Source organism: Shinella sp. M31 (assembly GCF_049199205.1).
Lineage (GTDB): Bacteria > Pseudomonadota > Alphaproteobacteria > Rhizobiales > Rhizobiaceae > Shinella.
The window spans coordinates 1-288 of record NZ_JBLZPH010000199.1 but is presented as its reverse complement, the minus strand read 5'-3'; the positions used below and the strand labels follow the sequence as shown (position 1 = coordinate 288).

Below are 288 nucleotides of genomic sequence, written 5' to 3'. Positions count from 1 at the left end.
ACAAGACCATCCTGTCCGACGACGCGCGCCACGAGCGGCAGGCCGATGAAGACCGTGTTGGCGAAGCCGGCGGAGACGCCGGCCAGTACGCCGATGCGCCGGTCGCGTTTGAAGCCGATCGTCGCGATCAGATGTGCCACCGTCCTGGTGACGGCGACGCCGCCGAAATAGGCGACCCAGATGCGCCAGGGCGCATCGCCGGCAAATTCGGCTTCCGCTATGGTGCGGAAGAGCAGGAGCGGCACGGCGACGCGGAAGACGAATTCGCCAAGCCCCTCCCCCAGTTCC

Annotated in this window: 1 protein-coding gene; it reads right to left on the bottom strand. The window is 67.4% G+C overall.

Annotation, left to right across the window (positions count from 1 at the left end):
* A partial coding sequence (locus ACOZKU_RS27745) for an AEC family transporter (protein ID WP_421581609.1) occupies positions 1-288 on the bottom strand: 288 nt, incomplete at both ends.